The sequence below is a fragment of the Streptomyces sp. GbtcB7 genome, from assembly GCF_019091445.1.
GTDB classification, from domain to species: Bacteria; Actinomycetota; Actinomycetes; order Streptomycetales; family Streptomycetaceae; genus Streptomyces; species Streptomyces mirabilis.
Genome location: NZ_JAGXJM010000010.1, coordinates 279369 through 303734, shown reverse-complemented (window position 1 = coordinate 303734; position 24366 = coordinate 279369). Strand labels below are relative to the sequence as shown.

General features: G+C 69.9%; 22 protein-coding genes. 12 read left to right on the top strand and 10 right to left on the bottom strand.

All coding sequences use genetic code 11. The features are described 5' to 3' along the window. A partial coding sequence (locus tag KVT44_RS19080; protein ID WP_217567884.1) for an alpha amylase C-terminal domain-containing protein occupies window positions 1–170 on the top strand: 170 nt, incomplete at its 5' end. A gap of 64 nt (window positions 171–234) precedes the next feature. Here the strand turns inward: KVT44_RS19080 and KVT44_RS19075 are convergent. From KVT44_RS19075 to KVT44_RS19060, 4 genes are all read right to left on the bottom strand, one after another. Beyond that, window positions 235–2460 (bottom strand): AAA family ATPase, encoded by a 2226-nt coding sequence (locus KVT44_RS19075; protein ID WP_217567871.1) that lies wholly within the window; start codon window positions 2458–2460, stop codon window positions 235–237. A 219-nt stretch (window positions 2461–2679) separates the two neighbouring features. Beyond that, on the bottom strand, window positions 2680–2994 hold the full coding sequence (locus KVT44_RS19070; RefSeq protein WP_095857766.1) for a co-chaperone YbbN: 315 nt from the start codon (window positions 2992–2994) through the stop codon (window positions 2680–2682). A 14-nt stretch (window positions 2995–3008) separates the two neighbouring features. Further along, window positions 3009–3437: a MerR family transcriptional regulator gene (locus KVT44_RS19065; protein ID WP_054233164.1), complete on the bottom strand. Its 429-nt coding sequence runs from the start codon at window positions 3435–3437 to the stop codon at window positions 3009–3011. Between the two features lie 28 nt (window positions 3438–3465). Beyond that, on the bottom strand, window positions 3466–3981 hold the full coding sequence (locus KVT44_RS19060; protein WP_181360927.1) for an Lrp/AsnC family transcriptional regulator: 516 nt from the start codon (window positions 3979–3981) through the stop codon (window positions 3466–3468). 89 nt (window positions 3982–4070) lie between these two features. On the opposite strand from KVT44_RS19060, the gene KVT44_RS19055 reads away from it, so the two are divergent. Beyond that, complete coding sequence (locus KVT44_RS19055; protein WP_217567870.1) at window positions 4071–4976, top strand: NAD-dependent epimerase/dehydratase family protein; 906 nt, start codon at window positions 4071–4073, stop codon at window positions 4974–4976. A gap of 98 nt (window positions 4977–5074) precedes the next feature. Here KVT44_RS19055 and KVT44_RS19050 read toward each other — a convergent pair whose 3' ends face one another. Together KVT44_RS19050 and KVT44_RS19045 are read right to left on the bottom strand one after the other, a co-directional pair. Next, complete coding sequence (locus KVT44_RS19050) at window positions 5075–5845, bottom strand: DUF2127 domain-containing protein (RefSeq protein ID WP_217567869.1); 771 nt, start codon at window positions 5843–5845, stop codon at window positions 5075–5077. Window positions 5846–5964: 119 nt separating this feature from the next. Further along, window positions 5965–7662, bottom strand: a complete 1698-nt coding sequence (locus KVT44_RS19045) for an MFS transporter (RefSeq protein WP_217567868.1) — start codon at window positions 7660–7662, stop codon at window positions 5965–5967. Between the two features lie 160 nt (window positions 7663–7822). Here KVT44_RS19045 and KVT44_RS19040 point away from each other — a divergent pair, with 160 nt between their 5' ends. Beyond that, on the top strand, window positions 7823–8440 hold the full coding sequence (locus tag KVT44_RS19040) for a TetR/AcrR family transcriptional regulator (protein WP_095852534.1): 618 nt from the start codon (window positions 7823–7825) through the stop codon (window positions 8438–8440). A gap of 229 nt (window positions 8441–8669) precedes the next feature. On the opposite strand, the gene KVT44_RS19035 is transcribed toward KVT44_RS19040, so the two are convergent. Then, window positions 8670–10082, bottom strand: coding sequence for a cation:dicarboxylase symporter family transporter (locus KVT44_RS19035; RefSeq protein WP_099925382.1), 1413 nt, complete (start codon window positions 10080–10082; stop codon window positions 8670–8672). A gap of 201 nt (window positions 10083–10283) precedes the next feature. Here KVT44_RS19035 and KVT44_RS19030 point away from each other — a divergent pair, with 201 nt between their 5' ends. The 5 genes from KVT44_RS19030 to KVT44_RS19010 all read left to right on the top strand — a co-directional run bounded on the left by KVT44_RS19030 (window position 10284) and on the right by KVT44_RS19010 (window position 15971). Next, the gene (locus KVT44_RS19030; protein ID WP_217567867.1) at window positions 10284–12017 is read left to right on the top strand and encodes a sensor histidine kinase; all 1734 of its coding nucleotides are present in this window, start codon (window positions 10284–10286) and stop codon (window positions 12015–12017) included. After that, on the top strand, window positions 12014–12694 hold the full coding sequence (locus tag KVT44_RS19025) for a response regulator (RefSeq protein ID WP_075028964.1): 681 nt from the start codon (window positions 12014–12016) through the stop codon (window positions 12692–12694). The genes KVT44_RS19030 and KVT44_RS19025 overlap by 4 nt, the downstream gene beginning before the upstream one ends. A gap of 199 nt (window positions 12695–12893) precedes the next feature. Then, complete coding sequence (locus KVT44_RS19020; protein ID WP_217567866.1) at window positions 12894–14264, top strand: extracellular solute-binding protein; 1371 nt, start codon at window positions 12894–12896, stop codon at window positions 14262–14264. Beyond that, window positions 14261–15124, top strand: a complete 864-nt coding sequence (locus KVT44_RS19015) for a carbohydrate ABC transporter permease (RefSeq protein WP_229889573.1) — start codon at window positions 14261–14263, stop codon at window positions 15122–15124. Before KVT44_RS19020 ends, KVT44_RS19015 begins: the two co-directional genes overlap by 4 nt. Before the next feature lies 1 nt (window position 15125). Beyond that, window positions 15126–15971 (top strand): carbohydrate ABC transporter permease, encoded by an 846-nt coding sequence (locus KVT44_RS19010; RefSeq protein WP_217567865.1) that lies wholly within the window; start codon window positions 15126–15128, stop codon window positions 15969–15971. A 40-nt stretch (window positions 15972–16011) separates the two neighbouring features. On the opposite strand, the gene KVT44_RS19005 is transcribed toward KVT44_RS19010, so the two are convergent. Beyond that, window positions 16012–16488 (bottom strand): N-acetyltransferase, encoded by a 477-nt coding sequence (locus KVT44_RS19005; RefSeq protein WP_190174277.1) that lies wholly within the window; start codon window positions 16486–16488, stop codon window positions 16012–16014. Between the two features lie 346 nt (window positions 16489–16834). Here KVT44_RS19005 and KVT44_RS19000 point away from each other — a divergent pair, with 346 nt between their 5' ends. Further along, window positions 16835–17464 (top strand): helix-turn-helix transcriptional regulator, encoded by a 630-nt coding sequence (locus KVT44_RS19000; protein WP_254649590.1) that lies wholly within the window; start codon window positions 16835–16837, stop codon window positions 17462–17464. Window positions 17465–17546: 82 nt separating this feature from the next. On the opposite strand, the gene KVT44_RS18995 is transcribed toward KVT44_RS19000, so the two are convergent. After that, a complete protein-coding gene (locus KVT44_RS18995; protein ID WP_054233176.1) occupies window positions 17547–18572 on the bottom strand; it encodes an ATP-dependent 6-phosphofructokinase in 1026 nt (341 codons plus the stop codon). 218 nt (window positions 18573–18790) lie between these two features. Here KVT44_RS18995 and pta point away from each other — a divergent pair, with 218 nt between their 5' ends. The 3 genes from pta (at window position 18791) to pyk (ending at window position 23676) form a co-directional block, all read left to right on the top strand. After that, the gene (gene pta, locus KVT44_RS18990) at window positions 18791–20869 is read left to right on the top strand and encodes a phosphate acetyltransferase (protein ID WP_217567864.1); all 2079 of its coding nucleotides are present in this window, start codon (window positions 18791–18793) and stop codon (window positions 20867–20869) included. A 35-nt stretch (window positions 20870–20904) separates the two neighbouring features. After that, window positions 20905–22122 (top strand): acetate kinase, encoded by a 1218-nt coding sequence (locus tag KVT44_RS18985; protein WP_217567882.1) that lies wholly within the window; start codon window positions 20905–20907, stop codon window positions 22120–22122. A 120-nt stretch (window positions 22123–22242) separates the two neighbouring features. Beyond that, on the top strand, window positions 22243–23676 hold the full coding sequence (gene pyk / locus KVT44_RS18980; RefSeq protein WP_190174280.1) for a pyruvate kinase: 1434 nt from the start codon (window positions 22243–22245) through the stop codon (window positions 23674–23676). 76 nt (window positions 23677–23752) lie between these two features. Here pyk and KVT44_RS18975 read toward each other — a convergent pair whose 3' ends face one another. Next, window positions 23753–24301 carry a hypothetical protein gene (locus tag KVT44_RS18975; RefSeq protein WP_217567863.1) on the bottom strand — a complete coding sequence of 183 codons (549 nt, stop codon included), beginning with the start codon at window positions 24299–24301 and terminating at the stop codon, window positions 23753–23755. Window positions 24302–24366 lie beyond the last annotated feature (65 nt).

Here is a 24366-nt window from a genome sequence, read left to right as displayed (position 1 = left end):
ACATCCCCGCCTGGCACGAAGTCCTCAACACCGACGCCGCCCGCTACGGCGGCAGCGACATCCACAACCCCCACCCCGTCAAACCCGAGCCCCACCCCGCCCACGCCCACCCCACCAGCCTCCGCCTGACCCTGCCTCCCCTGGCCACGATCTGGCTCCGCCCCGCCTGACGGCTTCGGCGGCCACGACGAGGGGCGGGGCCAAGGAGCGTGAACTCCTCGCCCCGCCCGGTGGTCAGACCGTCGCCGCCCGCAGCGCCTGAGGCAGCTCGCCCTCGTACACGATCCCGAGCGCCTGCGTCGCCCGCGTCAGCGCCACGTACAGGTCGCTCGTGCCGTACCGCGCCGGTTCGACCACGAGGACGGAGTCGAATTCCAGCCCCTTGGCCTGACGGGGGTCGAGGAGGACGACCGTCCGGGTCAGGTCGGGCTCCTCCCCCGCCGTCACGTCCTCCAGCCGGGCCGCGAGCGAGGTGTGCAGTTCGCGGGGCGCGATCACCGCGAGCCGTCCCTCGGCGGGGGTCAGTTCGGCGACGGCCTTCGCGACGGTGCCGGGCAGGTCGTCCCCGGCGGCACGTGCCCACGGCCGTACGCCCGTCGAACGCACCGAACGCGGCGGCTCGAAGTCCGGGTGCCGCGCGCGCAGTACGCCCGCCGCCACGTCCATGATCTCGGACGGGGTGCGGTAGTTGACGGCGAGGCGCTTGTGCTCCCAGCGGTCCTCGACATAGGGGGAGAGGATCTCCGACCAGGAGCCCACTCCGGCCGCTTCCGCGGTCTGCGCGGGGTCGCCGACCAGGGTCATCGAGCGGGTCGGGCTGCGCCGCATCAACAGGCGCCAGGCCATCGGCGAGAGCTCCTGCGCCTCGTCGACGATGATGTGGCCGAACGCCCAGGTCCGGTCGGCCCCCGCGCGTTCGGCGGCGCTGCGGTGGTCGTCCTCCTCGTGCCGCTCGGCCATCCGCTCGGCGTCGATGATGTTGTGCGCGGACAGGACCTCGGAGTCCTCCTCGTCCTTGTCCTCGAACTCGTAGGTGCGGGAGGCGTAGGACACGTCCAGCACGCCCTGCGCGTACGCCACCTGGGCGCGTCGTTCCTGGTCGGCGAGGGCGCGGGCCACCCGGTCGTCCTCGCCGAGCAGTTCGGCGGCCTCGTCGAGGAGGGGGACGTCGGCGGTGGTCCAGGCCCGGGTGACCGGGCGGCGGATCGCGGCCGCGTCCTCGTCAGAGACGTATCCCTCTGGGTCCGCGAGGAAGTCGGCGACCAGGCGCTGCGGGGTCAGCCGCGGCCACAGCTGGTCGATGGCCGACCAGACCTCGGGGTTCTCGGCGAGGTCGTCGCGGATCTGGGTGATGTCGCTCGGGTCGAGCAGGTTCGAACCGTCGAAGGGGTCGGTGCCGATGCGCTCGGCCAGCATGTCGGTGAGCGTGTTGAGGATGTGGCCCTCGAAGTACTCGCGGGCCACGTTGTGCGGCAACTGCGCCTCACGGGTGCGCTCGCGGGCGACCTGGACGAGCCCGGCGTCGAGCATCAGGATGTCCCGGTCGTGCTCGATCGCGATGACCGGGTCGGGCAGCGCCTGGCGGCTCCGGACCACGGCGGCGAGCACCTCGGCCATGTCGGCGCGGCCCTTCACCGCGGCGGCCCGCGGGGCGTCGGTGGCGGTCGCCCGGACGCCGGGGAACAGTTCGCCGACGGTCGCGAGCAGCACGCCCGTCTCGCCGAGCGAGGGCAGTACCTCGCCGATGTAACCGAGGAAGGCGGGGTTCGGTCCGACGATCAGGACGGCGCGCTTCGCCAGCAGTTCCCGGTACTCGTACAACAGGTACGCGGCCCTGTGCAGCGCCACGGCCGTCTTTCCGGTCCCGGGGCCGCCCTCGACGACCATCACGCCCTTGTGCGGGGCCCGGATGATCCGGTCCTGTTCGGCCTGGATGGTCTGCACGATGTCGCTCATGCGGCCGGTGCGCGCCGAGTTCAGCGCGGCCAGCAGTACGGCGTCGCCGGTCGGGTCCTCGTGGCCGGTGCGCTCGTGGTCGCCGAGGTCGAGGATCTCGTCGTGCAGGTCGGTCACCCGGCGGCCGTCGGTGGTGATGTGCCGGCGGCGGCGCAGGTCCATCGGCGTGTGGCCGGTGGCGAGGTAGAAGGGGCGGGCGACCGGGGCCCGCCAGTCGATGAGGATGGGGGTGTGCTCGGTGTCGTCGGCGCGGACGCCGATACGGCCGATGTGATGGCTGACGCCGGAGGTGAGGTCGATCCGGCCGAAGCAGAGCGAGCCGTCCACGGCGTTCAGCGCGGCGAGCAGGCCCGAGCGCTCGGCGACGAGCACGTCCCGTTCGAGCCTGGCCTGCATGGGTGTGTTGCCCTGCGCGAGCGCGTCGCCGACGGAGGCCTCGGTGTCGCCCCGCAGCACGTCCACGCGTGCGTACAACCCGTCGATGAATTCCTGCTCGTGCAGCAATTCATCGTCGGGAAATCCTGTGGTGCCCTCTGCGTTTGCGCCCCTGTTTGACAATTCCGCTCCCGGCCGGATATACTGCGCTCAGTGAACTTCTTCGCGACTCAATTCTTCTGAAGTCGCGAATCATTCAATATACGCAGGGAAATCCCCCGAGCGCAATTGCTCGGGGGATTTTTGTAGTTCTGCTGTATATCGGTGAGGTCGGCGCACGCCGGAGAGTCAGAGCACGTCGGACAGCTCCTCCAGCAGCCGGCGCTTCGGCCGGGCGCCCACCATCGACTTCACCGGCTCGCCACCGCGGAACACCATGAACGTGGGCATCGACAGCACCCGGTAGGCGTTCGTCGTCAGCGGGTTGGTGTCCACGTCCAGCTGGACCACCTTGAGCCGCTCGCCCTCCTCGGCCGCCAGGGCACTGAGCACCGGCCCCATCTGCCGGCACGGCGGGCACCAGTCGGCCGTGAACTCCACCAGCACCGGGAGCTCGGCGCCGATCACCTCCGTCTCGAAGTCCGCGTCCGTCACCGAAGCCACGCCTGCCACCTTGATCACCGTGTCCGCCCTTCCAGTTCGCATACGGGTTCCGGGCCGCCCGGAACCTCCGCCTCGGCCGCCAGCTCGTCACGCGCCCGCTCGGCCCGCGCCAGCTGCGCGCCGACCTCGGCCCGTACGGCCTGCAACTCGTCGATCAGCGAGTCGAGCTCGCCCAGCTTGCGCCGGTAGACCGCGAGCGAGGCCGGACAGGAGTCGCCCTCCGGGTGCCCCGCCCGCAGACACTCCACGAAGGGCCGGGTCTCCTCCAGGTCGAACCCGAAGTCCTGCAGCGTCCTGATCTGCCGCAGCAGCCGCAGGTCGTGCTCGTCGTACGTCCGGTACCCGTTCTCGCCCCGTCGCGCGGGCAGCAGCCCCCGCGACTCGTAGTACCGAAGAGTCCGCGTGGTGGTCCCGGCCCGCGCCGCCAGCTCGCCGATTCGCATGCCCCGACGGTATTCCTTGACGCCGACGTCAACGCAAGGGCAGCAGTGGCTTACGCGGCACCGGTGAGGACAGGACGATCGAGGTCGTCGTGCGCCCCAGTGCCGAGGTCTGCTCCAGGACGTCCTCCAGGTGGAGGGTGTCCGCGACGGCGACCTTGAGGATCCAGCAGTCCTCGCCGACGACGTGGTGGACCTCGATGATCTCCGGGCGGGAGATCAGCTCCAGGGTCCTGGGGTGGCGCAGGGTGTATCCGCCGTGCGGGTCGACGCGTACGAAGGCCTGGATGCCGTAACCGAGGAGGGGCGGTGAGACATGGGCGCCGTAGCCGGTGACGGCTCCCGTGGACTCCAGCCGGCGCACGCGTTCGGCGACGGCCGCCGGGCTCAGCCGGACCCGCCGGCCCAGCTCGCTGAGCTTGATCCGGCCGTCGCTCTGCAGCAGTTCCAGGATCTGCCGGTCCACCGCGTCGAAGGCCACCGATGTTTCGTCGGCGGCGGCGCGCGGTTGCCGTGGTTCCTTCGGTGCAGCGGCCGGATCTCCCATGTCTCCCCCTTCAGACGTGACGCGTACGCCGGGAGAATTATGACCACAGAAGCCCGGTGGGTGCGGGAAGTGCGAGGGGGAGGAACGCCGTGCGCGAGATAGGTGTCATTGGCGGAAACCGCTATTTCGGAAAGCGGCTGATCGCCCGGCTGCTGGCCGCCGGAGACCACGTCACCGTCATCAATCGCGGTTCCTCCGCACCGCCCACCGGGGCGGTCCATCTCGTCGCGGACCGCAATGACGGGAATTCCCTGGAGAAGGCACTGGGTTCACGCACCTTCGATGTCGTGGTCGACCAGGTCTGCTACACACCGCGGCAGGCGGAGATCGCCCGACGGGTCTTCGCGGGACGCACCCGGCGGTACATCATGACCTCCACCGTCGAGGTGTACGAGTACGAGGACTCGGCGGATCTCGTGCGGGAGGACGCCGTGGACCCCCGTACCGTGCCCGTCGACCTCGGACTCCCCTGGGACGAGCCGGAGTTCCTCGAGCGCCACTACGGGGAGGGCAAGCGCCAGGCCGAGGCGGTGTTCGCGGCCGACCCCGCGTTCCCGTACACGGCCGTCCGGGTGGCCCACGTCCTGGGCGGGGACGACGACTTCACCGGCCGCCTCCAGCACTACGCGGAGCGCATCCGCGCGGGCGAGGCGATCGCCGTACCGCCCGTGAACCGCCCGGCGACGTACATCCACGTCGAGGAGATCGCCGACTTCCTGTTCTGGGCGGCGGGCGAGGACTTCACGGGCCCGGTCAACGCGGCCTCCCACGGGCCGCTGACCACGGAGGAGCTGTGCGAGGCGATCGCCGCGCACCTCCCGGACGGCAAGACCCTCCTGCGGCCCGTCGAGGTCGGCGCGGTCTCCCCCTTCTCCTTCAGCCGTTCCTACGGCATGGACAACTCCCGGGCCGCCCTGCTCGGGTTCGCCTTCGGCGACGCACGGGCGTGGCTGCCGCGCGCCGTGGCCGAGACCCTGGGCCCCGACCGCCCGTAGACGATCCTCGACGCGGCACCATGAACGCCGCCGCCCCGGTGGGGTTCCGTGATCAGAGACGGCGGTGGCGGGCGCCGACGCCGTGTGGTGCGGGGGCGTCAGGCGTGCGCGGCCACGCCCGCCGACTCCTCGACCTCCAGCAGCGACGCGCTGTGCCGCTCCTCCTCGAACGCCTTGCGTCCGCCGCGCAGCCCGAAGAGGCGTTTGGCGAGGGCGATGTAGAGGACGGCGAGGATGTTGAGGACCAGGGTGGCGATCTTCAAGTAGCTGACGTGCTCGGTGAGTTCGTAGATCTCCAGGGGCAGGAAGGCGGCGGTGGCGACCACCGTCAGATACTCCGCCCAGCGCTTGGCGTACCAGAGGCCGCCCGCCTCGACGAGTTCGATCAGCGCGTACGCCAGCAGCAGCGCGGCCACCAGGGCCAGCGTGGAGTGTTTGTAGCCGAAGGACTTCTGGATGGTGCCGACGACCGGCGAGTGGTCGAGGTCGTAGTGGAAGTGCTTGAAGACCGGCCGGAAGACGTCGAGGTTCTCGTCGAAGAGCCGGCGCACCGAGTCCTGGCTGTTGCTGAACTTCCACACCGCGGCCGCGACCAGCACGATGAACACCCCGCGCACGGCCCGTTCGATCGCCAGGAAGCGCAGGATGAACAGATCACGCAGCACCTTGCCGCGCGGCACCAGGGGTGCGTCCTCCGCGGGGCCCGAGCCATGTGGTTCGCCCAGCACGAAGTCGCCGCAGCGCAGACAGCGCCAGGCCTCGCCGAGGCTCGTCTCGGCGTGCAGCCGCCGGCGCAGTTCCGGCTCGTCGGGCGCGTACGTCACATGACTCTTGCGCGCGCACGTCCGCCGGTCCCAGTCGATCTTCATACTCCGTGTCCTCCGCAGAACATGCCGTGCCGTGCGGGTCAGTCCGGCACGGCACGGTAGTGCATGTTCTACGAGACGGCGGCCCGAGGGTCACGGTTCCGAGGCGGGCGGGGATGCGCTCAGCGCGTCGCCGCGCCGGTGAGTTCCGGCTGTTCCTCCGCCGCCTGCTCCGGGGCCTCCCCGGGGTGCGCGCCGCCCTTCCGGGGCAGCAGGAAGGCGACCAGCACGGTTCCCACGCCCAGGATCACCGCGCCGATCAGGCTGGTGTGCGCCACCGCGTCCGAGAAGGACGAACCGACGGCGTCCGCCATCCGCTGTGCCCCGTGGGCGAGTTGGTCGGCCTGCGCCTTCAGCTGCGCGGCCTTCTCGGTGTTCCCGGCATGCCCCGCCCGGGCGGCCTGCTCGCCGAGCTGCCGGGCCTTGTCACCGATGCCCTGGGCGACCGCGTAGCCCGCGCCGACCGAGTCCTGCGCCGTGGACAGGGCACCCGCCGGGAGCTTGCTGCCCGCGGTGGCGTCCGAGAGGTGCGCGGAGTACGAACTCGCCAGCACGGAACCGAGGATCGCGATGCCGAGCGAGCCGCCGAGCTCCAGCGAGGTGTCGTTGACGGCTCCGCCCACGCCGAGTTCGGCCTCGGGGAACGCGCCCATGATGGCGTCCGTGCAGGGCGAGAGCGCGAGCCCGATCGCGAGGCCCAGGATGGTGAGGGGCAGCACGAAGTCGCCGTACGAGGATGCCGCGTCGACCCGGGTGAGCAGCGCGAGAGCCGCCGTGCCGCCGACCATGCCCGCGGTCACCGTGATCTTCATGCCGATGCGCGGGGTGAGGTATCCGGTGAGCGCCGAGCCGACGAACACGGCCCCGGCGAGCGGCAGCATCCGCACCCCGGTGTCCAGCGCGTCGTAGCCGAGGACGAACTGGAGGTGCTGGGTGAGGTAGTAGAAGGCGCCGAAGACGGCCAGGAAGAAGAGGGCGACGGCGAGGTTGGAGCCCGCGAACCGGCGGTGGGCGAAGCGGCGTACGTCGACGACCGGGCGCGGGTGACGCAGCTCCCACACCACGAAGGCCACCAGGCCGGCACCCGCGACGACCGCGGCGGTCACGGCTTTGACGCCCCATCCGAAGTGCGGACCCTCGATGATCATGTAGACCAGCGAGCCGATCCAGACCACGGACAGCAGGCCGCCGACGTGGTCGATGCGGTGGTGGTGCGCGGCCCTGGACGGCGGTACGAGGACGAGGGCGCCGACGATCGCGAGCGCGGCGACGGGGACGTTGATCAGGAACGTGGACGACCAGCCGTGGTGCTCCAGCAGCGCACCGGCGACCAGTGGCCCGGCCGCGATGGCGAGTCCGGCGGTGGCGGTCCACAGGGTGATCGCCTTCGCCCGCTCCTCGCGCGGGAAGGTCGCGGCGAGCAGGGAGAGCGTCGCGGGCATGATCAGGGCGGCGCCTACGCCCATCACGGCACGGGCCGCGATGACCCCGGTGGAGCTGTCGACGAGCGAGCCCGCGACCGCGCCCCCACCGAACACGACGAGCCCCAGGATGAGCGCCCCGCGCCGGCTGTACTTGTCGCCGATCGCGCCGAGCAGCAGCATCAGCGCGGCGTACGGGACGGTGTAGCCGTCGATGACCCACTGCAGGTCCGCGCTGGACAGGCCCAGGTCCTGGGTCATGTCCGGGGCCGCGACGGTGAGGGCGGTGTTCGCCATCACGATGATCAGCAGGCTCAGGCAGAGCACCAGCAGCGCCCACCAGCGCCGGGCGTAGGGCCGGTCCATCCCCTCGACCGGTTCGTTCATGACGAGACGCATGACTACGGTCGCCCCTTCTCTTCGCTCCATTTGCACACTGGCGTGCATTTGCACAACCATGTGCAATGTATCGAGATGCACAACGCTGTGCAAATCAAGGAGGTGGAGCCCTTGTGGAGGGCACGAGTGATCACCTCGCGCGGATCCGGGGGCGTGCAGAATGGCAGCCATGACCACGGGTAGTGCCAGCCGCGCGGATGCGAACCGCCGCCGCATCCTCGACGTCGCGCTCGCCGAGCTGCTGCGCGACCCCGACGCGTCCATGGACCAGATCGCACGGGCCGCGGGCGTCGTACGGCGCACGGTGTACGGGCACTTCCCCAGCCGTGAGGTGCTGATCAGCACGTTGACCGACGGCGCGGTGGAGGCGGTGGCCGCGGCGCACGCGGCGGGCCGGGAGAGCGGCCGGGACCCGGCGGAATCACTGGTCCGCTCGACGCTCGCCGTCTGGGAGATCGCCGACCGCTACCGGCTGCTGGTCGCCCTCGCCCAGCGCAGCGTCACGGTCCAGGGCATCCGCGAGCGGCTCACGCCGGTGCGCGAGGCCTGCGCGGAGCTGCTGCGGCGCGGCCTCGACCAGGGCGTGTTCGAGTCTCCGCTGCCGGCGCCCGCACTGGCGTACGTGCACGAGCAGATGCTGTTCGCCCTCATGGAGGCGGTGAACGACGGCCTGCTGGCACCGGAAGAGGCGGGCCGCTCCGCCGCGATCACCATGCTGACCGCGGCGGGCGTACCCGCCTCCAGAGCCACCGAACTGGTGACCAAGCTGAGCGATTGAGCTGTTGAGGTTCCTCTTCGAACTTCTGCGGCACAACACCGAGCGGCCAGGTCTACGGGGGGAGAACCTGGCCGCCCGGCGGCTTGGGGGGACTTATGAGCCCCATAGGTGGGGCGCCCCGTCAGGGGCGCGAGGCTGTGTCATCATGCGGCTCCGCCGCGTGGGCGCGACAAGCCACGATCCACACGCGGCCTCCGAACGACCCGCAGCTCCCCTTCCAGCGGAGCGCCTACGCCTTGGCCAGCTCCTTCTCGCCGCCCTGCTCCGGCACCTCCGGGGCGACGTCGATCGCGTCGTCCTCGTCGCTGTCCAGCAGAGTCTTCTCGTCGAACGGCAGCTCCCCGGCGAGAACCCGGTTCACCCGCTCCTTGTCGACCTCACCGGTCCACGTACCGATGAGCAGCGTGGCGACCGCGTTGCCCGCGAAGTTGGTGACCGCGCGCGCCTCGCTCATGAACCGGTCGATACCGATGATCAGACCGACACCGTCCACCAGCGCGGGCTTGTGCGACTGCAGACCACTGGCCAGGACGGCGATACCGGAGCCGGAGACACCCGCCGCGCCCTTCGAGGCGACCATCATGAAGAGCAGCAGACCGATCTGCTGACCGATGCTCATCGGCTGGTCCATCGCGTCGGCGATGAACAGCGAGGCCATGGTCAGGTAGATCATCGTGCCGTCGAGGTTGAAGGAGTAGCCGGTCGGCACGGTGATGCCGACGACCGGGCGGCTGACACCCAGGTGCTCCATCTTGGCGATGAGCCGCGGCAGCGCGGACTCGGACGACGAGGTCGAGACGATCAGCAGGAACTCCCGGCCGAGGTACTTCAGCAGCTGGAAGAGGCTGACCTTGGCGACGAGCTTCGTCAGCGTGCCGAGCACGATGACGATGAAGAGCGCGCAGGTGATGTAGAAGCCGAGCATGATCGTGCCCAGCGCCTTCAGCGCGTCCATGCCGGTCTCGCCGATGACGGCCGCCATGGCACCGAAGGCACCGACGGGAGCGGCCCACATGATCATGCCCAGGATGCGGAAGACCAGCTTCTGGATGTGCTCGACACCCTTCAGCACCGGCTGCCCCGCACGGCCCATGGCCTGCAGCGCGAAGCCCACGAGGAGGGCGATCAGCAGGGTCTGGAGCACCTGGCCCTCGGTGAAGGCCGAGACGAAGGTGGTCGGGATGATCCCGAGGATGAAGTCGACAGGGCCCTCGGCGGCGGCCTGGGCCTGCGTGTGCCCGACGCCCTTCACGGCCTCGGTCAGGTGCATCCCGCTGCCCGGGTGGATGATGTTGCCGACGACCAGGCCGATGGCCAGCGCCACGAAGGACATACAGATGAAGTAGCCGAGCGCGAGACCGCCGACCTTGCCGACCTTGGCGGCCTTGCGTACCGAGCCGACGCCGAGCACGATCGTGCAGAAGATGATCGGGGAGATCATCATCTTGATCAGGCTCACGAAGCCCGTGCCGATCGGCTTGAGCTCCTTGGCGAAGTCCGGCGCGGCGAACCCGACGGCGATGCCGAGCACAACCGCGATGATCACCGCGATGTACAGATAGTGGGTGCGGTCCCGCTTGGCGGCGGGTGCGGCAGGTGCCGTTTGGCTGCTGGCCACGGCTGCCCTCCTTGACGACGTCATCGGCATCATCCGGCGTGCGGCTCACGTCCGGCGGAACCCGGGGTGCGGCCTGCTCCGCGGGATCCCGGGGTGCGGCTCACTCACGGGGATCCCGGGGTGCGGCTCGCTCCGGGGGATGCGGTGACTATCTCCCGCCCTGTGAGGGCGGTCACCCTTCCGTTCATTTAGTTCACGCTTATATGGAGAGGCAGACTGAACGACATGCGCTTCCCCCACGTCCCGCGCCCCCGCAGCCTGGCCGGCCAGCTCTTCGCCATGCAGGCCGTGCTCATCGCGGTGCTCGTCGCCGGGTACGCGCTGTTCAGCTATGTCAGCGACCGCAGCCAGGCCGAGGACGCGGGGGGCCGCCAGGCCATGGCCGTGGCCCGTTCGATCGCCGACGCGCCCTCCGTCCGCGATGCGATCCGCACCACGAACCCCACGAAGGACCTCCAGCCGTACGCGCTCCAGGTACAGCGCGACACCGGCGTGGACTTCGTGACGATCATGAACCCGCAGGGCATCCGCTGGACCCACCCCGACGAGACGCTGATCGGCAAGCACTTCCTCGGGCACATCGGGCCCGCCCTGCACGGCAAGTCCTTCACGGAGACGTACACGGGCAGCCTCGGGGCGTCCGTCCGTGCCGTCACCCCGGTCCTGGACAACGGCCACATCGTCGGCCTGGTCAGCGCGGGCATCAAGGTCGAGGCGATCACCCAGCGCGTGCAGGACCAGGTGACCGCCCTCATCGGCGTCGCGGGCAGCGCACTCGTGCTCGGCGGCATCGGCACCTACGTCATCAACGCCCGGCTGCGCCGCTCCACGCACGGCATGAACGCGGCCGAGCTGAGCCGGATGCACGACTACCACCAGGCCGCGCTGCACGCCGTGCGCGAGGGGCTGCTGATGCTGGACGGGCAGTACAGGGTGGCGCTGATGAACGACGGCGGGCGGGAGCTGCTGGGGGTGACGGACGAGGTCGTCGGACACTCCGTGGCCGAACTCGGGCTGCCCGCACCGCTCACGGGCGCCCTGCTGTCGGCGGAGCCGCGGGTGGACGAGGTGCATATGACGGCGTCGCGCGTGCTGGTCGTGAACACCTCCCCGGTGTCCGGCGGCGAGCGGCGCGGCACGGTGGTCACCCTGCGCGATGTGACCGAACTCCAGTCCGTGATGGGCGAGTTGGACTCCGAGCGCGGCTTCACCCAGGCGCTGCGCTCGCAGGCGCACGAGGCCGCGAACCGGCTGCACACGGTGGTCTCGCTGATCGAGCTCGGGCGTGCCGAGGAGGCCGTCGAGTTCGCCACCGCCGAGCTCGAACTCGCCCAGACGCTCACCGACGAGGTGATCTCGGCGGTCAGCGAGCCGGTCCTCGCCGCCCTGCTGCTGGGCAAGGCGGCCCAGGCGAACGAGCGGGGCGTGGAGTTGGTGGTGTCGGAGGAGAGCGGTATCGACGACGGGCTGCTCCAGACCGGCCTGCCGGCCCGTGACCTGGTCACCGTGCTGGGCAATCTGATCGACAACGCGATGGACGCGGCGCAGGGAACGGTGGGGGCACGGGTGACCGTCACGGCCTTCACGGACGACTCCGGCCTGGTCCTGCGGGTCGCCGACACGGGCGCGGGCGTCGACCCCGCCCACACGGAGGCGGTCTTCCAGCGCGGCTGGTCCACCAAACCGGCGGGGCCCGGCGGCCGGGGCCTCGGGCTGGCCCTCGTACGCCAGGCGGTGAGCCGGCACGACGGCACGCTGACGGTGGCGGAGGCGCCCGGGGGCGGGGCGGAATTCGAGGCGCGGCTGCCGTTGCCTACGGTGGCCCCGGGCGCCCCTGACGAACCCGCGCCCGGGGCCGCCGAAGGACCGGCCCCGGCCACCACCGAAAGAGCCACCACCGAAGGGCCCGCCGCCGAGCCCGAGCCCGCCCAGCACACCCTGCCTGGAGGCGACGTATGACCGCCGACCCCATCCGCGTACTCGTCGTCGAGGACGACCCGGTCGCCGCCGACGCGCACGTCATGTACGTGGGCCGGGTGCCCGGCTTCACCGCCGTCGGCAAGGCGCACACGGGCGCGGAGGCCCGGCGCGCGCTGGACCGTACGCCGGTGGACCTGCTGCTGCTCGACCTGCATCTGCCGGACGTGCACGGACTGCAGCTCGCCCGCTCCCTGCGGGCCGCCGGCTATCACGCGGACGTGATCGCGGTGACGTCCGCGCGGGACCTCGCGGTCGTACGGGAAGGGGTCTCGCTCGGAGTCGTCCAGTACGTCCTGAAGCCCTTCACCTTCGCCACCCTGCGCGACCGCCTCGTCCGGTACGCCGAGTTCCACGCTGCGGTGGGCGAGGCGAGCGGCCAGGACGAGGTGGACCGTGCCCTGGCCACCCTGCGCGCCCCGAGCCCGGCCGCCCTCCCCAAGGGCCTCAGCGCACCGACGCTGGAGCGGGTCACCCGGACGCTGCGGGACAGCGCCGAGGGCCTGACGGCGGCCGGCGTCGCGGAGTCGGTCGGTATCTCCCGGATCACCGCCCGGCGCTATCTGGAGCACCTGGTGGAAGCGGGACGCGCGGCGCGCGCTCCGCAGTACGGGCAGGTGGGGCGGCCGGAGTTGCAGTACCGGTGGGTCAAGGGCTGATCGCGCGGGGCGCCGGCCGTCCGGCAGGACATGCGACCCGGTGGGACTTATGTCCCCCTGGGACATCACACGCGGCCCCGTCTCCGCGAGCCCGGCAAGGTCACGAGCCGCTGCAAGGTCATTGACGTGGACTAGTCCACGCTCTTACGTTCACCGGGCAGACAACTCGGCCACCAATGACGTCGGCCAGTAGGAGGTCGTGCCCGTGCGCCCCACCGCCGCCCCGCTACTCCTCGCCACTCTGCTCACCGCGACCGCGCTCAGCGCCTGCGGATCGGGCTCCGGAAGCGATCCGGACACCGTGAAGGTCTCCTTCAAGCAGTCCACGGACAACTCGATCCGCGTCATGGACACCTACTTGGGGGAGATGAAGAAGGAGTTCGAGAGGGCCAACCCCGGCAAGAAGGTCGAGCTCGTCCCGATCAAGGCCCCGGACTCCGAGTACTACACCAAGCTCCAGCAGATGCTGAGATCCCCCAAGACGGCCCCCGACCTGGTCTACGAGGACACCTTCCTCATCAACTCGGACATCACGAGCGGGTACTTGAAGCCCCTGGACCCCTACCTCGACAAGTGGCCCGACTGGAACCAGTTCGTCGACACGGCGCAGTCGGCCGCGAAGGCGCAGGACGGGAAGACGTACGGCGTCCCGGACGGCACGGACACCCGGGGCCTCTGGTTCGACAAGGGCATCTTCAAGAAGGCGGGCCTGCCCGCGGACTGGCAGCCGAAGACGTGGGACGAGGTGCTGGCCGCCGCACGCACCATCAAGGCGAAGGTCCCCGGCGTCACCCCGCTGAACGTCTACACGGGCAAGCCGGCGGGCGAGGCGGCCACCATGCAGGGCTTCGAGATGCTGCTGTACGGGACGGGTGACGGCACGTCGGACCCTCTGTACGACACGGCGTCGAAGAAGTGGATCGCGGGCAGTCAGGCCTTCAAGGACGCGCTCACCTTCGTGCACACGGTCTACAAGGAGAAGCTGGGCCCCGATGTCTCGGACGCCCTGGACCCGAACTTCCCCACGAACGTCCGCGGCGAACTGATGCCCAAGGGCAAGCTCGGCATCAACCTGGACGGCAGCTGGCTGCCGCAGGACTGGCTGAAGGGCGCGGGGCACGAGTGGCCCGAGTGGTCGCAGAAACTCGGCCTCGCGTACATGCCGACGCAGACCGGCCAGGCTCCCGGCAAGGTGAGCATGTCCGGCGGCTGGACCTGGTCGATCCCCGCCAAGGCGTCCAACCCGGACCTCGCCTTCAAGTTCATCGAGACGATGCAGACCAAGGCGAACGCGCAGAAGTGGTACATCGCCAACTCCGGCATCGCGGTGCGCAAGGACGTGGCCTCCGACCCCGGGTACGTGAAGGCGCAGCCCGGCATCAAGTTCTTCACGGACCTGGTCGCGAGCACGCACTACCGCCCCGCGTACCCGGCCTATCCCAAGGTCTCGACGGCCATCCAGGAGGCCATGGAGGGCGTGACGACGGGTGACAGCTCGGTCGACAAGGCGGCGAGCGGGTACGACGAGGAGCTGAAGACGGCCACCGACAACCAGGTGATCAGGAAGTGAGGCTGCGCCGCACCCTGACCCGCGCCCTGCCCCTCAGCCCCGCCGTCGCCCTCCTGCTCCTCTTCCTGGCGGGCCCGATCGCGTACTGCGCGTACATCGCCTTCACCGACCTCCAGCTCACCGGCCAGGCGCACTCGTCCTTCGTCGGCTTCGAGAACTTCCGGGCTGCGTTCAAGGACGACGCGTTCCTGAACGCGGTCTGGCTGACGCTGGTGTTCACGGTCCTGTCGTCACTGGTCGGCCAGAACACGCTGGGCCTGGCGCTGGCTTCGCTGATGCAGCGGGCGTCGAAGCCGGTGCGGACGGTCGTGGGCGGGATCGTGATCACGGCGTGGGTACTGCCGGAGGTGGTGGCGGGATTCCTGCTGTACGCGTTCTTCCGACGGGAAGGCACGCTGAACGCGATCCTGGACTGGCTCCACCTGCCCACCCAGAACTGGCTGTTCACGCTGCCGATCCTGGCGGTGTCGTTCGCGAACGTCTGGCGGGGGACGGCCTTCTCCATGCTGGTGTACTCGGCGGCCCTGAACGAGATACCGAAGGAGATCACCGAGGCGGCGGAGGTGGACGGGGCGGGTGGCTGGCGCCGCATGTGGCACATCACGCTGCCGATGATCCGCCGCTCGATCGGCACGAACCTGATGCTCAACACCCTTCAGACGCTGTCGGTGTTCGGGCTGATCTGGGTGATGACGAGGGGCGGCCCGGGGAACAGGAGTCAGACGCTGCCGCTCTTCATGTACGAGCAGGCCTTCCAGAAGAGCATGATCGGATACGGCACCGCGGTGGCGCTGCTCCTGCTGGTGGTCGGCTCGCTGTTCTCGCTGGTGTACATGCGGCTGCTGCGGACGGAGGTCTGAGATGCCGGTCCGTACGACACTGAGGTCCCGCCGCACCGGCCGCCGGCTGGCCGCCGACGCGGGCCTGCTGGTGGTGGCGGCCGCCTTCGTGCTCCCGCTCGCCTGGGTGGTCCTGTCCGCCCTCGACCCGCACGCGGGCCTCAGGGTGCAGGTCCCGGACGGTCTCACGCTGGACAACTTCGACGCGGTCCTGAAGCCGGACATCACCTACAGACCGCTGCTCAACAGCCTGATCCTGTGCGGGGGCGGGACGCTGCTCACGGTGGTGTGCGCGGCGCTGGCCGCGTATCCGCTGTCGCGGTTCCGCTCACGACTGAACCGTCCCTTCCTCCTGACGATCCTCTTCGCGACGTGCCTGCCGATCACGGCGATCATGGTCCCGGTGTACGCGTTGTTCGTACGGGTGAACCTCATCGACACCGTGCAGGGCACGATCTTCTTCTTCGCCGCGTCCCAACTCCCCTTCGCCATCTGGCTGATGAAGAACTTCATGGACGGCGTACCGAAGGAACTGGAGGAGGCGGCGTGGACGGACGGGGCGTCGTCGCTCCAGTCCCTGGTACGGATCGTGCTGCCGCTGATGGGTCCGGGGGTGGCGGTGGTGACGGTCTTCTCGTTCGTGATGATGTGGGGGAACTTCTTCGTCCCGTTCATGCTCCTGCTGACACCGGACCAGATGCCGGCGTCCGTGAGCATCAACGACTTCTTCGGAAACAGGGGAACGGTGGTCTACGGACAGCTGGCCGCGTTCTCGGTCATCTACTCGACGCCGGTGATCCTGCTGTACGTACTGGTGGCCAGGCGATTGGGCGGGGGGTTCGCGCTGGGCGGCGCGGTCAAGGGGTGAGGGCTGGGCCTGCCCTACCCGTCGAGGCCAAGGCCGAGGCCTACTCCTCCTCCAACTCCAGCACCCCCACCGTCTGCCCCCCGCTCGTCTCTCCGGTCAGCTTGAATCCCAGCCCGAGGTAGAAGCCCTCCGGGCCGGTCTCGCCGGGGTGCCAGGTGACCGTGAGGCGGGTGCCGCCCCGGCGCCTGATCTCGGCGGCCACGGCCTCGACCGCGAAGCGGCCGTACCCCCTGCCCTGTTCCCCGGCCGCGATGTTCAAACGCCACAGCCCGGAGCGGAGGTCGGTGCCCGCCTCGCCTCCGTCCCAGTCGATGTCGAAGAAGGCCATCAGAAACCCGACGGTCCGCTCCCCGTCCACGATGAGGCGGGGCCAGGCGACACCGGGATACACATACGCCTCGGCCAGCGACTTCACGACGGGCGCGACCAGGTGCTCCTGATCGGGGCGGACCTTCAGTCCGATCGCGGTGTCGAAATTGCCGGGGATGATCTTCTCGAGGCGCGGTGAGCCAGTCATATCCTCACCCTAGGTGAGCGAATCAAGCGATTTTCGACGCGCCGTCGCCGCCATGCGCAATAAGAGCGCCCGGCCGGGAGCGCACCCTCAGGGGCGCGAGGAACTGTGCGATCAGCCACCACCCGCCCGCAGGCCAAATCCCGGCCCCGAAACCCTGGGAGGATCGGACGGAAAGGGGCGGTGAGGGCAGAGCCGTATGTTCGTACGATCCGTGATTGTGGCCGAACAGACCGTAGTCACCACCACCCAGGCCCCATATTTTGTGCGCGTGCAGCGACCGCAGGCCCATCAGCCCACCCCACCCTTCAACGCTCCGGCAGCCCGCAGACTGCGTGCTGCCCTCGGCATGGGCCCCGAGCACGTCGCGTACGGGATGAGAGCCTCGTACGGGCTGCCGTACGTCACCCCCGACCTCGTCCTGGCCTGGGAGAGAGGGACGACCACCCCCAGTGGGCCCGAACTCACGGCGCTCGCGGGAGTGTTGTGGTGTTCACCGGGTGAACTCATCGGCGCGCCACGGACGTTGCGCGAGCATCGCGTGTCGCGCGGGCTGGCCCAGGAGGACATCGCCCGTACCGTCGGCCTCGAACTCCTCGCCTACCAGCGGATGGAGGAGGCCGACGAGTGGCGCGGCAACGACCGGCAGTCGGTCGCCCTCGCCGACACCCTCGAACTGTCGCTGCGGGACTTCATCACCGTCACGGGACGCGACGGCAAGCTGGCCGAGCTGTTGCGCAGCGCGGTGACCACGCGCTGGCAGGCGTACGTCCGTCCGGTCGGGAAGATGATCCCGCTGGACCGGCGCCTCCTGGAGGACGTCCTCCAGGAGATGCACACGGAGTACCAGGGGCAGATGGTGGCCACGCTCAGCTGGAGCGGCGGATCGGCCGCCGCCGACGCCGACGACTCCGGCCGTGACTTCCTCGACCGGATCGTCGATCACTTCTGGGCGATGGTCCAGAGAACCACGTACTGAGTCCGCTCTGAGTCCGCTCGAACCGAGCCCGTACGACCCCAGGCCGTACGACCGGCCCGTAGGACCTAGAACCCCGTAGGACCTAGAACACCGACTCCGCCTCGTCCATCCGGTCCTTCGGCACCGTCTTCAGCTCCGTGACCGCCTCCGCCAGCGGCACCATCAGCACGTCCGTCCCCCGCAGCGCCGTCATCCGCCCGAAGTCACCCCGGTGCGCCGCCTCCACCGCGTGCCAGCCGAACCGCGTGGCGAGCACCCGGTCGTACGCGGTCGGGGTGCCGCCCCGCTGCACATGGCCGAGGATGACCGGCTTGGCCTCCTTGCCGAGGCGCCGCTCCAGCTCGTACGCCAGCGCCGTACCGATGCCCTGGAAGCGCTCGTGGCCGAACTGGTCGATGGCACCGTGGCCGTAGTCCATGGTGCCCTCGACGGGGTGGGCGCCCTCGGCGACGCAGATGACCGCGAACTTCTTGCCGCGGGCGAAGCGCTCCTCGACCATCGCCATCACGTCGGACGGGTCGAAGGGGCGCTCGGGCAGGCAGATGCCGTGGGCTCCGGCCGCCATGCCGGACTCCAGGGCGATCCAGCCCGCGTGCCGGCCCATGACCTCGACGACCATCACGCGCTGGTGGGACTCGGCCGTGGTCTTCAGACGGTCCATGGCCTCCGTGGCCACCCCCACCGCCGTGTCGAAGCCGAAGGTCCGGTCGGTCGACGAGATGTCGTTGTCGATCGTCTTGGGGACACCGACCACCGGCAGCCCCGCGTCCGACAGCATCCGGGCGGCCGTCAGCGTGCCCTCGCCGCCAATCGGGATCAGCACGTCGATGCCGAACTCGCGGGCCATGTCCTGCGCGTTCTCGCAGGCCTCGCGGAGCCGGTCGCGCTGCAGTCGCGAGGAGCCGAGAATCGTGCCGCCACGGGCGAGGATGCCGCTGACCGCGTTGAGGTCGAGGGTGCGGTAGCGGCCGTCGAGCAAGCCCGCGTAGCCGTCCTCGAAGCCGATGACCTCGTCCCCGAAATTGGTGACCGCTCGGTGCACGACCGACCGGATCACGGCGTTCAGGCCCGGGCAGTCGCCGCCTGCGGTGAGAACTCCGATACGCATCGTGCTGTGTCTCCTGCTCGCTGCTGGTACGTGTGAGCCGGTCCGATTGTTTCACGAGACGAAGGGCACCGACGATTCCCTCCTTCCCACCAGGACGTTTGTCCTGGCGGGCGCCCTAGCTACCCTCAGAGGTATTGTCAAGAGGGTTCCGCTCACCCCAGTGGGCCATTTTTCCGAGCCCCGAAACCACCCAGCGCCGCAACGGATGGAGAGCACGCGTGACCCGCAGCGTCTACGTGACCGGGATCGACCGCGGCGACGGCCGCCAGGTCGTCGAGCTGGGGGTCATGGAGCTCCTGACTCGCCAGGTCGACCGGGTGGGCGTCTTCCGTCCACTCGTCCACGACGGCCCGGACCGGCTCTTCGAGCTGCTGCGCGCACGCTACCGGCTGGCCCAGGACCCGGCGAGCGTGTACGGCATGGACTACCACGAGGCGTCCACGCTCCAGGCCGAGCAGGGCGCGGACGAGCTGGTCTCCTCCCTCGTCGACCGGTTCCACCTCGTCGCCCGTGACTACGACGTCGTCCTCGTCCTGGGCACCGACTTCGCCGACACCCAGTTCCCGGACGAGCTGGCGCTGAACGCGCGGCTCGCGAACGAGTTCGGCGCCTCCGTGATCCCCGTGGTCGGCGGACGCGGGCAGACCGCCGAGTCCGTGCGCGCCGAGACGCGCAACGCCTACCGCGCGTACGACGGTCTGGGCTGCGACGTCCTCGCCATGGTCGTGAACCGGGTGGCCCCGGCCGACCGCGCCGACATCAGCGAGCGGATCGACCACCGTCTGCCCATCCCCTGTTACGTGCTGCCCGACGAGCCCGCCCTCTCCGCGCCCACCGTCGCGCAGATCACCCACGCCCTCGGCGGCAAAGTGCTCCTCGGCGACGACGCGGGCCTCGCCCGGGACGCGCTCGACTTCGTCTTCGGCGGCGCCATGCTGCCGAACTTCCTGAACGCCCTGACCCCGGGATGCCTCGTGGTCACCCCGGGCGATCGCGCCGACCTGGTCGTCGGCTCGCTCGCCGCGCACAGCGCCGGCACCCCGCCCATAGCCGGCGTGCTCCTGACCCTGAACGAGCGGCCCAGCGACGAGGTCCTCACCCTCGCCGCCCGCCTCGCCCCCGGCACCCCGGTGATCTCGGTGGCCGGCAACTCCTTCCCCACCGCGGCCGAACTCTTCTCCCTGGAGGGGAAGTTGAACGCCGCCACCCCCCGCAAGGCGGAGACCGCACTCGGCCTCTTCGAGCGGTACGTCGACACCAGCGATCTCCTCAGGCGCGTCTCCGCGCCGAGCAGCGACCGCCTCACCCCGATGATGTTCGAGCACAAGCTCCTCGAACAGGCCCGCTCCGACAAGCGCCGCGTCGTGCTCCCCGAGGGCACCGAGGCCCGCGTCCTGCACGCCGCGGAGGTGCTGCTGCGCCGGGGCGTGTGCGACCTGACGCTGCTCGGTCCGGTCGACCAGATCCGCAAGAAGGCCGCCGACCTCGGCATCGACCTGGGCGACAGCCAGCTGATCGACCCGGTCACCTCCGAGCTGCGCGAGCGCTTCGCCGAGAAGTACGCCGCCCTGCGCGCCCACAAGGGCGTCACCGTCGAGCTGGCCTACGACGTCGTCGCCGACGTGAACTACTTCGGGACGCTGATGGTGCAGGAGGGGCTCGCCGACGGCATGGTCTCCGGCTCCGTGCACTCCACCGCCGCGACCATCCGGCCCGCCTTCGAGATCATCAAGACCAAGCCGGACACCAAGATCGTCTCGTCCGTCTTCTTCATGTGTCTCGCCGACAAGGTCCTGGTCTACGGCGACTGCGCGGTGAACCCCGACCCGAACGCCGAGCAGCTCTGCGACATCGCCATCCAGTCGGCCGTCACGGCCGAACAGTTCGGCGTCGAGCCCCGGATCGCGATGCTGTCGTACTCGACGGGGACGTCCGGGTCGGGCGCCGACGTCGACAAGGTGCGCGAGGCCACCGACCTGGTGCGGCTGCGCCGCGACGACCTGAAGATCGAGGGGCCGATCCAGTACGACGCCGCGGTCGAGCCGACCGTCGCGGCGACCAAGCTGCCGGACTCGGAGGTCGCCGGGCAGGCGTCCGTGCTGATCTTCCCCGACCTGAACACCGGCAACAACACCTACAAGGCCGTACAGCGCTCGGCCGGCGCGATCGCCGTCGGCCCCGTCCTGCAGGGCCTGCGCAAGCCCGTCAACGACCTGTCCCGCGGGGCGCTGGTACAGGACATTGTCAACACGGTCGTGATCACGGCGATCCAGGCCCAGACTTCGAGCAGGGCATGACCACCACCATCCTCGACCCAGAAGGCACCCCCGCAGTGACCGCCACCCGCGTCCTCGTCCTCAACTCCGGCTCCTCGTCGGTGAAGTACCAGCTGCTCGACATGCGCGACCGCAGCCGTCTCGCCATGGGCCTCGTCGAGCGCATCGGCGAGGGCACCTCCCGGCTGAAGCACACGGCGCTCACCACGGGCGAGACCCGCGAGACGATCGGCCCCACCGCCGACCACGCCGCCGCGCTCAAGGCCGTCGCCGAGGAGCTGACCAAGGACGGCCTCGGCCTGGACTCCCCCGAGCTGGCAGCGATCGGCCACCGGGTGGTGCACGGCGGGAAGGAGTTCACCGCGCCCACGGTCATAGACGAGGCCGTGCTCGCCGAGATCGAGCGGCTGATCCCGGTCGCCCCGCTGCACAACCCGGCGAACCTGATCGGTATCCGTACGGCCCAGGCGCTGCGCCCGGACCTGCCCCAGGTCGCCGTCTTCGACACCGCCTTCCACACGACGATGCCGGAGTCGGCGGCGCGCTACGCGATCGACGCGAAGACCGCCGACGAGTACCGCATCCGGCGCTACGGCTTCCACGGCACCTCGCACGCGTATGTGTCCCGGGCGACGGCCGAGCTCCTGGGCAAGGCCCCCGAGGACGTGAACGTCATCGTGCTGCACCTCGGCAACGGCGCGTCCGCCTCCGCCGTACGAGGCGGCCGCTGCGTGGACACCTCCATGGGGCTCACGCCGCTGGAGGGACTGGTCATGGGCACGCGGTCGGGCGACGTGGACCCCGCGGTCATCTTCCATTTGATGCGCGTTGGCGGGATGTCCACGGACGAGATCGACACTTTGCTGAACAAGAAGAGCGGCCTGATCGGTCTGTGCGGCGACAACGACATGCGGGAGATCCGTCGCCGTGTCGACGAGGGTGACGAGCAGGCGCGGCTCGCCTTCGACATCTACATCCACCGCCTGAAGAAGTACATCGGCGCCTACTACGCGGTACTGGGCCGGGTGGACGCGATCGCCTTCACCGCCGGAGTGGGCGAGAACGCCGCTCCGGTGCGCGAGGCCGCGGTGGCCGGCCTGGAGGAACTCGGCCTGGCGGTCGACGCCGACCTGAACGCGGCTCGAGGGGACGGGCCCAGACTCGTCTCCCCCGAGGGCGCACGGGTCGCGGTCGCCGTGGTGCCGACCGACGAGGAACTGGAGATCGCCACGCAGACCTACGCACTCGTGGGCGCGTCCCACGACCTCATCTGAGCGGCACCACGCCACCTCGAACGGGGGGCAGGTGCCACCTCAGCTGAGCGGCAGCGCGCCCCTTTGTATCTTCCGCCAGACGGAATATTCCGTAGCGAAACAAACCGATAGGATCGCCCTATGCGCCGTTCGAAAATCGTCTGTACTCTCGGCCCCGCGGTCGACTCCCACGAGCAGCTCGTCGCGCTGATCGAAGCCGGCATGAGCGTGGCCCGCTTCAACTTCAGCCACGGCACGCAGGCCGAGCACCAGAGCCGCTACGACCGGGTCCGGGCCGCCGCGGCCGAGACCGGCAAGGCCATCGGTGTCCTCGCCGACCTGCAGGGCCCGAAGATCCGTCTGGAGACCTTCGCCGAGGGACCCGTCGAGCTGGTGCGCGGTGACGAGTTCACCATCACCATCGAGGACGTGCCCGGCGACAAGCACATCTGCGGCACGACCTACAAGGGCCTGCCCGGTGACGTCTCCAAGGGCGACCCGATCCTCATCAACGACGGCAACGTCGAGCTGAAGGTCGTCGAGGTCGACGGTTCCCGCGTCAAGACGGTCGTCATCGAGGGCGGTGTGATCTCGGACCACAAGGGCATCAACCTGCCCGGCACGGCCGTGAACGTGCCGGCGCTGTCCGAGAAGGACGTCGAGGACCTGCGCTTCGCGCTGCGCATGGGCTGCGACATGGTCGCCCTGTCCTTCGTGCGTGACGCGGGCGACGTGAACGACGTGCACAAGGTGATGGACGAGGAGGGCCGCCGGGTCCCCGTCATCGCCAAGGTCGAGAAGCCGCAGGCGGTCGAGAACATGGAGGCCGTCGTCGCGGCGTTCGACGCCGTCATGGTGGCCCGTGGCGACCTGGCCGTCGAGTACCCGCTCGAGAAGGTCCCGATGGTGCAGAAGCGCCTCGTGGAGCTGTGCCGCCGCAACGCCAAGCCGGTGATCGTCGCGACCCAGATGATGGAGTCGATGATCACCAACTCCCGCCCGACCCGCGCCGAGGCCTCCGACGTCGCCAACGCGATCCTCGACGGCGCCGACGCGGTCATGCTCTCGGCCGAGTCGAGCGTGGGCGCGTACCCGATCGAGACGGTCAAGACGATGTCGAAGATCGTCGTGGCGGCGGAGGAAGAGCTCCTCTCCAAGGGGCTGCAGCCCCTGGTCCCCGGCAAGAAGCCGCGCACGCAGGGTGGTTCGGTCGCCCGTGCCGCCTGCGAGATCGCCGACTTCCTCGGCGGCAAGGGCCTGGTCGCCTTCACCAAGTCCGGTGACACCGCCCGTCGGCTCTCCCGCTATCGCGCGGCCCAGCCGATCCTGGCCTTCACCACCGACGAGGGCACCCGCAACCAGCTCGCGCTGAGCTGGGGCGTCGAGTCGCACGTCGTGCCGTTCGTGAAGAGCACCGACGAGATGGTCGACCTCGTCGACCACGAGCTCCAGAAGCTCAAGCGGTTCAACGACGGCGACATCGTCGTGATGACCGCCGGCTCGCCCCCCGGCGTCCCCGGCACCACCAACATGGTCCGGGTGCACCACCTGGGCGAGAGCGGCCGCACCGCCTGACCCGCGGCCCCCGTACGCCACTGAGGGCGCCTCCTGTGACAGGGGGCGCCCTCAGTGTTCGATGATCACAGGCGCTTCACGGCAACTCGCCGGCCAACCGCTGATACGCCTCGAACTCGCTCCACCGCGGGTGATCCGCAAGGAGCGGGGCCAGGGCGCGCGGGGGCACGAGCAGCCGCCGGATCATCCGGAGCGAGCGCATCTGCGCACGCTCCAGCTGACGCCACCGCGGGGCGAGCTCGGCGGCCTCCCCCGGGCTCATCGGCATGGCGTCCAGCGCTCGTTCGAGCACGGGCCCGGCGTCGAACAGGGGGACGTCCTCACGCGGCCCCAGCTTCTCCAGCAGCCAGGACCTGAGCCACAGGTCGCGCGACAGCCACTCGTTGCGCTGCGTGCCGGTCGCGCGCTCGGCGGCCGCCAGCAGGGCCGGCCAGGCCTCGGCGATCGCCCTCCACTGCTCGTCGCTCACCCCGGCCGGGTCCGCCTGGATGCGGGCCGCGAACTGCTGTGCCGCGGCCATCCATTGGCTCACGTCCCCATGGGCGTCGTCCGTGCCCGTCGCCGACCAACGACGCGCGTGCGCGTCCAGGTCGAGCCGGTCCAGCCCGTCGAAGAGGCCACTCATCAGAACATCCCCCCGCCGCCGCGAACGCTTCCCTGCTGAGCTCTTCCGCCCCGCTCCGTTCAGAA